7 protein-coding genes are annotated in these 8,222 nt (G+C 47.2%); 3 read left to right on the top strand and 4 right to left on the bottom strand.

Annotated elements, in window-relative coordinates:
* Positions 1 to 117 precede the first annotated feature (117 nt).
* On the top strand, positions 118 to 1,536 hold the full coding sequence (locus FD01_RS04900) for an MDR family MFS transporter (RefSeq protein ID WP_056962929.1): 1,419 nt from the start codon (positions 118 to 120) through the stop codon (positions 1,534 to 1,536).
* A 47-nt stretch (positions 1,537 to 1,583) separates the two neighbouring features.
* On the opposite strand, the gene FD01_RS04905 is transcribed toward FD01_RS04900, so the two are convergent.
* Together FD01_RS04905 and FD01_RS04910 are read right to left on the bottom strand one after the other, a co-directional pair.
* Positions 1,584 to 3,101 (bottom strand): DHA2 family efflux MFS transporter permease subunit, encoded by a 1,518-nt coding sequence (locus tag FD01_RS04905; protein ID WP_420864836.1) that lies wholly within the window; start codon positions 3,099 to 3,101, stop codon positions 1,584 to 1,586.
* A 31-nt stretch (positions 3,102 to 3,132) separates the two neighbouring features.
* Positions 3,133 to 3,738 (bottom strand): PadR family transcriptional regulator, encoded by a 606-nt coding sequence (locus FD01_RS04910; RefSeq protein WP_056962933.1) that lies wholly within the window; start codon positions 3,736 to 3,738, stop codon positions 3,133 to 3,135.
* 128 nt (positions 3,739 to 3,866) lie between these two features.
* Between FD01_RS04910 and FD01_RS04915 the strand changes: the two genes are divergently transcribed.
* Positions 3,867 to 4,319, top strand: a complete 453-nt coding sequence (locus FD01_RS04915; RefSeq protein ID WP_082611685.1) for a GNAT family N-acetyltransferase — start codon at positions 3,867 to 3,869, stop codon at positions 4,317 to 4,319.
* A gap of 332 nt (positions 4,320 to 4,651) precedes the next feature.
* Here the strand turns inward: FD01_RS04915 and FD01_RS04920 are convergent, their stop codons facing one another.
* A complete protein-coding gene (locus FD01_RS04920; protein WP_056962937.1) occupies positions 4,652 to 6,289 on the bottom strand; it encodes a peptide ABC transporter substrate-binding protein in 1,638 nt (545 codons plus the stop codon).
* 360 nt (positions 6,290 to 6,649) lie between these two features.
* Positions 6,650 to 7,372, bottom strand: coding sequence for a GntR family transcriptional regulator (locus FD01_RS04925; RefSeq protein ID WP_056962939.1), 723 nt, complete (start codon positions 7,370 to 7,372; stop codon positions 6,650 to 6,652).
* Positions 7,373 to 7,468: 96 nt separating this feature from the next.
* Here FD01_RS04925 and FD01_RS04930 point away from each other — a divergent pair, with 96 nt between their 5' ends.
* Positions 7,469 to 8,221, top strand: coding sequence for a MurR/RpiR family transcriptional regulator (locus tag FD01_RS04930; RefSeq protein ID WP_056962941.1), 753 nt, complete (start codon positions 7,469 to 7,471; stop codon positions 8,219 to 8,221).
* The last annotated feature ends 1 nt before the right edge of the window (position 8,222 follow it).

Genomic DNA, 8,222 nt, shown 5'->3' on the forward strand with positions numbered 1-8,222 from the left:
TTTCTAGGATAACTTTACCACATTGCGTTGACATCACCGCCAAAAAGATTTAAGGTACTCTGGTATCTTAATTAAGAAACATAAGTATCTTAAACTTAAATCGAAGGTGGTTTTCTCATGGCAAAAAATTCTGATGCATTACCAAAATCTGTGATCAATCAAGCCTGGATTATTGTGCTTGGTGCGATCGCCCCGATGTTGGATTCGACGATGGTCAATATCGCTTTGGATCATTTGGCTAAGGCGTTTAATACTGGGCTGAATACAGTTCAATGGGTCGTAACGGGTTATTTGTTGGCCATGGTGGTGGCTGTTCCGTTTACAGGGTGGCTCAATCAAAAATTTGGCGGTAAAACAGTCTTTTTGATTGCTGAAGCATTGTTTGGTGTCACTTCTTTAGCTGCGGCGTTTGCCAATGGAATCAATATGTTGATCATTCTGCGGTTTGTTCAAGGTTTTGCAGCAGGGTTGATCACGCCGCTATTGACAACATTGTTGGTCGATGTGGCTGGAGCTGGCGCGATGGGGCGGATGATGGCCGTCGTTGGCTTGCCGATCATGTTAGGCCCAATTGTCGGTCCGGTGATCGGTGGCGTGATCGTTCAAAGTTTGTCATGGCGGTGGATTTTTTTGATCAATGTCCCGGTCGCAATCATTGCCAGTTTACTGATCTGGAGAAAATTACCGGCAACAGCGCCTCAAGACGCCAATGCTCAGTTTGATTGGCTTGGCGTTGGGTTATTAGCAGCAGGGTCTGCCAGCGTGATCTACGGGGTTGTTCAAGCCAGTCAAAAAGCAAATTTCACCAATCACACGACGATTTTATATGGGGTGATTGGGTTGGCATTGTTCGTCGCCTTTGGTTTATGGGCTGCCGTGAAAAAAGATCAAGCCGTCGTGCCATTACGTTTGTTTACGCACCACAACTTTTCAGCGTCAATGATCGGATTGTTTTTTGCTGGCGTGGCCACCAACGGACCAATGCTGTTGTTGCCTCTTTTCTTCCAAAATTTGCGTGGCGATTCTGTTGCAATTGCCGGATTGTCAATGTTGCCACAAGGTATTGGGATGCTATTGGCGCGGCCAATCGTTGGTAATTTGATTGATCGAATTGGGGCACGCCTTGTGACGTTGGGCGGCTTGGCCATCACGTTGATCGGTTCAATTCCCTTTATCTATTTTGATCAAAACACGAATTTTTGGTTGTTGATGATTGTGTTGTTTGTGCGTGGTATTGGCGCTGGGGCGATTTTAAGTCCCTTAATGACAGATGCGTTTGTCGGTGCGGACAAACAATTCTCTGGCCAAGTTTCGATTGCGACACGTACGATGCAAAATGTCGGGGGTGCTTTTGGCTCAGCGATGTTAGCGACGATCGTGGTAAACTATCAGAATCAACATGTTCACACTTTAATGGCGATCGCACACAGTTATCAACAAGGCTTCTTGTGGGCCGTGATTTTTACAGTGGTGTTAATGTTACCGGCATTAGGGTTAACCAATAAACTCCACAAAACCGTTTCAGTGAAAGCATAACCCGGGAAATATTTCCACGTAAAAAAGCCAGGCATTGCCTGACTTTTTTAGTTCAAGTCGCCAGAATCATTGGCATCGCGCATTAAGAAGAATGCCGCCCCAGCACCGATCACAAACACGACAGCCGCGGTCAAGGTGATCCCACGCATGCTGTTAGCATAAGCATTCAATACGGTGGTTTGGAATTCATGCGCAAATGGTGCTTGGCTCATCCGTTTGGAAAAGGCGATGCCATGTCCGGCGAACGGGCCAGCGTCGACCAACGCTTTTTGTAAGGCGGTGGCAGCTTTTGCCGGTAGGTTGGCGATTTTGCTTAAATGAGTGCTTAAGTATTGTTCATAGCGATGGTCTTGGATCAAGCCTAAGCCGACCACGCCGACTGTGGTCCCGATTTGGCGAAAGACGTTGATCAAACCACTGGCCATCCCAATGGTTTGCGGCGCAACGCCTTCCATCCCAGCAGTGTTGAGCAAAGGATTGACCATCCCGTTGGTGATGCCCATTAAGATCATGGCTGGCCACATTTGCCCAAAACTCAAATGCGTGGTCATCGCGTTCATCATCAAGATAAAGCCGATGGCACCGAGCAACAAACTGTAGCCGATCATTTTGCGTTTGGAGAAACGGGCGCCAAGCATCCCGGTGATCGGCCCTAAGATCAATGACCAAATGGAAATCGTCAACTGCCGCACGCCGGTTTGTAAGGCGGTGTAGCCGATATAGTTTTGCATCAAGACGGTCAAAAAGGCATTAAAGGAGTACATGGCGACCCCTAAACCTAAAGCGACAATGATCGTCCCGACAAAATGCCGACTTTGAAACATAGAAAGATCGACCATCGGATCCGTAACGCGCTGCTCCACTAAGATGAATGCAATCAAGCCGATCACTGCGGCAATCAGCCAACCGGCCACCCCCATATTCGTCCAAGCCCAGCTGGTGTGGGCTTCTTTTTGAATCAAGCCGTAAATCAAACTGAATAAGGTGAAAGCAGATAACGCCATCCCAGCAAAGTCGACGCGCTGTTTGGCACCATAGCTTGGCGTTTCATTGACGTAAATCGCAGTTAATAAGACGGTGATGATCCCAACTGGCACATTGACGTAGAAAATCGCTGACCAGCCGAATTGTCCGACTAAGTACCCACCGATCAAAGGCCCAGAAGCCGTCGAGATCCCGATCACAGACCCTAAGATCCCTAAAGCTAAGCCCCGCTTTTTACCAGAGAAGTTTGACGCCACTAAGGCCATCGCCAAGGAGTTCATCCCAGCGCCACCGACAGCTTGCACTGCGCGGCCGATGTTTAAGATCATCAAATTTGGTGCCATCCCGTTCACGGCAGAAGCGATGACAAACAAAATAATCGAAGCTAAAAATAATTTCTTACGGCCGTACATGTCGCCGAGCTTGGATACGATCAACAAGCTGACGGCTAATACCAAAGTGTAAATGTTGAGCACCCACTGTAAGTTGGTGAAGGTTTCATGGAAATGTGTCGCCATCGTTGGTAACGCCACATTAACAACGGTGACATCCAATAAGCCCATAAAGGTGCCTAAGGACATGGCGACCAGTGCGATCCACTGGCGATAACTTTTATTCAAAATCTTTTGCCTCATATTCTTTCATGATTTCAGGAACAGTGGTGAAGTGGGCATCATCGGCTAAGCCATCCAAGTCATGCAGTTGATCATTGACCCAATCCAACCGGGTTTGCGCAACGTTTAACGCTAACTGTAAGCCGCGCAAGGACCAGCCCACATCGATTTGACGGTCAGGATTCGTTAAAATGCTTTGCAAATGGGCGATCACCTTGTGGTAAACAGCGATATCTGAATCAGTGGCTTCGCGATACGCATGCAAAACGTCCCGTTGAAAGCCCACGGTTTCACGACCTAAGCCGCGGAACTTAAAGTGAAAGTTAGATTCACGTTTGGCATCCATGGCAATCGGGGTATGCATCAAATCTTCAAAGCGAGCAAGACCAGCATCTGTGATTTTTGCCAGTTTTTGCGCGCGACCATTGATCTGCTTAGTTTCTAGCGTGATGTAGCCGGCTTTTTCTAGCTTATGAAGCATGGGATACATCACACCATTTGAAATCTGGCGGCGCGGTTCCAAGTTGCCTTCAAGGATCTTGCTCAGTTTGTAGCCAGTGCGATCATGTACCATCAGCGCACTTAAAATTAATAATTCGTACATCACAGCCTCCTGATATGTCGAAACGACAGGTACTAGTATACGTCGCGACGACACATTGTCAAGGCCAATGGGGATGCTAAAATCAAATTATTCATATTTTTCCCATAGCCATAGAAAGAGGCAACGCTTTGGAAACGACAGTCACCGTCACGAAAACAAATGATCTCAGTCCCAAAACCTTATTAGAAATTCTCGCAGCCAGAACCAAAGTTTTTGTTGTCGAACAAAACTGTCCTTATCAAGAAGTCGATGCCAAAGACTTCGACGCTTGGCACGTGCAATTGCGTCAAGCAGGGGCACTAGTCGCTTATGCGCGCATCATCCCGCATGATGATGGCCAGTCGATCAGCTTCGGGCGGGTGCTGGTGGTCCAATCGCATCGCCATGAGCATCTCGGGCGTCAATTGGTGACGGAAACCTTGGCGGCAGTCCGGCGTTTATATCCGGATCAGCCAATCAAGATCCAAGCCCAGAATTATTTGCGCGAGTTCTATGGGAGTTTTGGTTTTAAGCCGGTTTCTGATGTGTATTTAGAAGATGGGATCCCGCATGTCGATATGGTGATGCAAGATCAAGCGTAAGTGAAATTCAAAAATGGCCTGAACGTTAGATTTCGTTCAGGCCATTTTGTTGCTGATTGTGAATGGTAATCATGATGTCGAAAAGTGTAAAGCGGATGGTTGATTAGTGGCGACTGGACGGACACCAACCGTCGAACCGTTGTTAGTGGTTTACCACTTACAACGGCGCAAAATCAGAGATCCACTCGCTGTTTTTGCGAGTCAGCTCTGATTTTGCGGATTGCGTTCCGTGTCCGTCCAGCCGTAGCCAATTGACCAGGAGCTTTGCGCTTTTCTGGCAGTGTCCATCAAAAAACCTCGCTGCATCGCAGCGAGGTCATGGGACTTCATGTTTAGTTGCTTAACTTAGCGCCAGTGTAGTTGAAGGTGTTAGCTGGGCTATAAGTCAAACCAGTGATCTTAGGACTTTGCAACGTGGAAAGCACACGTTGGTAAATTGGCACAACGCCCATGTCCTTAGTCAACAGTTGTTGCGCTTGAACTAAGTCGTTCCAACGCTTGTCGGCGTTAGTGGCATCAGTGGTCTTAGACTTTTCGATCAAAGCATCGTATTGTGCATTGCTCCACTTACCGTCGTTGTAAGAGTTGGTGGAAGTGAACAGATCCAAGAAGCTGATGGCATCTGGGAAGTCAGCGCCCCAAGCAGTGATGACCATGTCGAATTGACCAGTAGAAGAACGGGTCAAGCGGGTCTTAAATGGCACTGTCGCAGTGGTAACCTTCATACCAGGTAAGTTCTTTTCCAAAACGTTTTGCAAGTATTCAGCAGTCGTTTTGGCGTTGGTGGTATCATCAGTCATTAATTCCAAGTTCAAGCTGGATTGACCGACTTCTTTCAAACCTTCTTTGAACAAGGACTTGGCTTTGGCTGGGTCATACTTGGTGTATTGGCTGGTACCTTTAGCGGCAGTCTTAGCAAAGTCGACTGAAGAATCAGATGGGTCAGACATCAAGCCGGCAGGGGTGACGCCAGTAGATGCCAATGAACCGTCGTTGAGCACTTTTTTAATGTATTGATCGCGGTTCAAGGCATATGAAATGGCTTGGCGGATCTTCACATTCTTAAAGGCAGGGACTTTCTTTTCGTTGAGTTCCAAGTAGAAAGCAGAAGTTTGCTTCAAGGCTTTGTAGTCTTTGTTGGACTTAGCAGAAGCAGCTTGTTGACCACCTAAAGTGACTTGATCCAACTTCTTGGAGTTGTACAAGTTAAGCGCTGTGGAAGAGTCCTTGACCACTTGCGTCTTGATGGTCTTGATGTGAATGTTTTTAGCATTCCAGTACTTCGGGTTCTTGGTTTCAGTCCAAGAGTTACCGGTGCCGTTCCAACCAGACAAGGTATAAGCCCCGTTAGTCAAAATGTCTTTGGAGTTGGTCCCATATTTAGCGCCATACTTCTTCACAGCCTTTTCAGATTGTGGGAAGAAAGCCGGGTTCGTCAACATGGTGTTGAAGTATGGAATCGGCTTTTCCAAAGTGACTTCAAAGGTTTGGTCGTTGATGGCCTTAACGCCTAAGGTCTCAGGCTTCATCTTACCAGCCATGATGGCATCAGCGTTTTTCACACCAGAGAACAAGTAAGCATATTGGGCTTTGGTCGCAGGATCAACCGTGCGCTTCCAAGCAAAGACGAAATCTTTAGCCGTCAGCTTTGAACCATCACTCCAAGTGGACTTGCGTAACTTATAGGTATAAGTCAAGCCGTTGTTGGTGGCTTTGGTGACCTTAGTGGCCAACCCTGGCGTCAACTTGGTGCCTTGATAATGGTACAAACCTTCCATGGTATCAGTCAAAGCTTGGCCAGAAATAGCATCAGTGTTTTTTGATGCATCCATGGTTGAAATGACATCAGATTCCATCCGGTTCCAGGTGTTGGAACTGGTTGAACTCGACTTGCTACCGCCGCAAGCCGCAAGAATGGCAGTCAGTGCCAACATGCCGGCGCCGGCTGTAAAGAACTTCGCTTTCTTCATGCGAATACCCCCTCATTATTGTCCCTGCGCTATCACCCCACTTGATGGTAGCGCTCGATTATCGCCACTTTACATTAGAAGAATATTAAAGTAAAGTGGACAATTTGAATTCACAGAATTCTTTAATCGAAATGAAATGCCGGTGTGGTAAGGATGGCATCGGTATGCGGATATGATGGTGCTTAATCTTTGGTAGCGTAAGCAAAGCCGCTATTTGTAATTTCATCAGTATCGTTATCTCGGATAAAGAATATGATGAGAACGGTCACGCGGCGATAATGAGGCTTTTTCTCATTGTTTCTGGTGTGAAATTGTTCATGTCGCAACAAAACAGCCATCCGACTTCAATAGGGGATGGCATCATTGTTGCTGATAGGTATTCATCATCGCATACCCGCCTAAACGCGCGAGATTACGGACGGTGGAATAATCGATATTTTCACCAGTTGATAGCCACATGACCTGTTCGACTTCTAGTACTGGTTCACCAAGCTCAGCTTTTAAATACAGCACATCACGGGCAGTCGCCAATGTCGCGGTGATATCGCGCTTGGCACCAGATAAGCGCAACCCAAGCTCATCGCACAAATATCCATATAATGAGCCACTTAAGACTTCTCGAGTCAATCCTGGTGCAAGTTTCAACGGAATGAAGTTATGTTCTAAAAACCGTGGCAGGTCATCGATCTTCCGCAGACGATCGATGACATATACAGGCTCGTCAGCGGTCAAGCCGAGTTTGCTTTGAACTAAAGTACTGGGCATTGCCACATTAAAGCCCAATAAGTCGCTGGTGACATGTTGTTCACCGCGTAGTTCAGTCAACCCGTTAAATCGCGATTCCGGGGCTTCATCGCCATGCGCGGCGACATCGCCTAACACATAAGTCCCGCGGCCAGATTGCTTGTAGACTAAACCTAGTTGCGCTAAGCGGTCGCAAGCTTCGCGAATGGTCACCCGGGAAACGCCGAATTCTTCAGCCAGCGCATTTTGATCTGGTAAGCGCGACATCGGGGGATAAATTTGATCATGGATCCGTCGTTGAATCTCGATGGAAACTTTTTCATATTTAGACTTTGACATGATCTACCTCCTATTTACTTCTATTATAACGCGAATGAGAGCGCTTGACCGCTGTATACCAATGGCGCATTATTAATGAAGTTAGGAGGCGTGTCGATGTTTCCGTATGAGAAGTTACAAACGCTCAACGAGCTAGAAACAGTGGTATACAACTATATCAACAAACACCAAACCGCGGTCGAAACCATGACGATCCGCGCCCTCGCGCAAAAAGCCCATGTCTCGACCAGTACAATTTTGCGTTTTGCCGAAAAAATGGGTTATGAAGGCTATTCAGAACTGCGCTTTGCGTTAAAGCAGCATCGCAAACATACGCAAGAAGTGGCGCGTGGGGAGACTTATGACATCACGATGCCTTTGGCGGACTTTTTCTCTAAGGTCAATTCAGTCGACTTTGGCAAGTTGATCGATCAAGCGATGGATTTGATCGATCACGCGCCGTTGGTCTTGTTTTACGGTATTGGCAGCGGGAATTCATTGGCACAGTATGGCGCGCGCTTTTGGTCCAATGCGGGGAAATTATCATTGCCTGTGATGGATCCATTCCAGCCATTTCCAGCGCACACGCCATTGCCAGAGGGCACTGTGATGGTGGTGTTGTCTGTGTCCGGGGAGACTCAGCAAGTCATCGAGTTAGTGACCAAAGTCCAACCAGAACATGTGAAGATCATCGCCGTCACCAATCACGGCAATTCGACGTTGGCCAAAATGAGTGATTTAGTGATCAGCTATTATATGCCAGACTTGGTGCATGGTGATTTGAATTTAACCACCCAAGTCCCAATTGTTTATTTAATCCCGCGTTTTACAATCAAGTTAGCCACTATCGTTAGCACTCAGACAAAATAAA

The organism is Lacticaseibacillus manihotivorans DSM 13343 = JCM 12514, assembly GCF_001435035.1.
GTDB classification, from domain to species: domain Bacteria; phylum Bacillota; class Bacilli; order Lactobacillales; family Lactobacillaceae; genus Lacticaseibacillus; species Lacticaseibacillus manihotivorans.

Excerpts from the sequence above, each read along its gene's own strand:
- FD01_RS04905 (WP_420864836.1), bottom strand. The coding sequence starts at position 3,101 with ATGTCCTTAGGCACCTTTATGGGCTTATTGGATGTCACCGTTGTTAAT.
- FD01_RS04920 (WP_056962937.1), bottom strand. The coding sequence starts at position 6,289 with ATGAAGAAAGCGAAGTTCTTTACAGCCGGCGCCGGCATGTTGGCACTG.
- FD01_RS04925 (WP_056962939.1), bottom strand. The coding sequence starts at position 7,372 with ATGTCAAAGTCTAAATATGAAAAAGTTTCCATCGAGATTCAACGACGG.
- FD01_RS04900 (WP_056962929.1), top strand. The coding sequence starts at position 118 with ATGGCAAAAAATTCTGATGCATTACCAAAATCTGTGATCAATCAAGCC.
- FD01_RS04910 (WP_056962933.1), bottom strand. The coding sequence starts at position 3,738 with ATGTACGAATTATTAATTTTAAGTGCGCTGATGGTACATGATCGCACT.
- FD01_RS04930 (WP_056962941.1), top strand. The coding sequence starts at position 7,469 with ATGTTTCCGTATGAGAAGTTACAAACGCTCAACGAGCTAGAAACAGTG.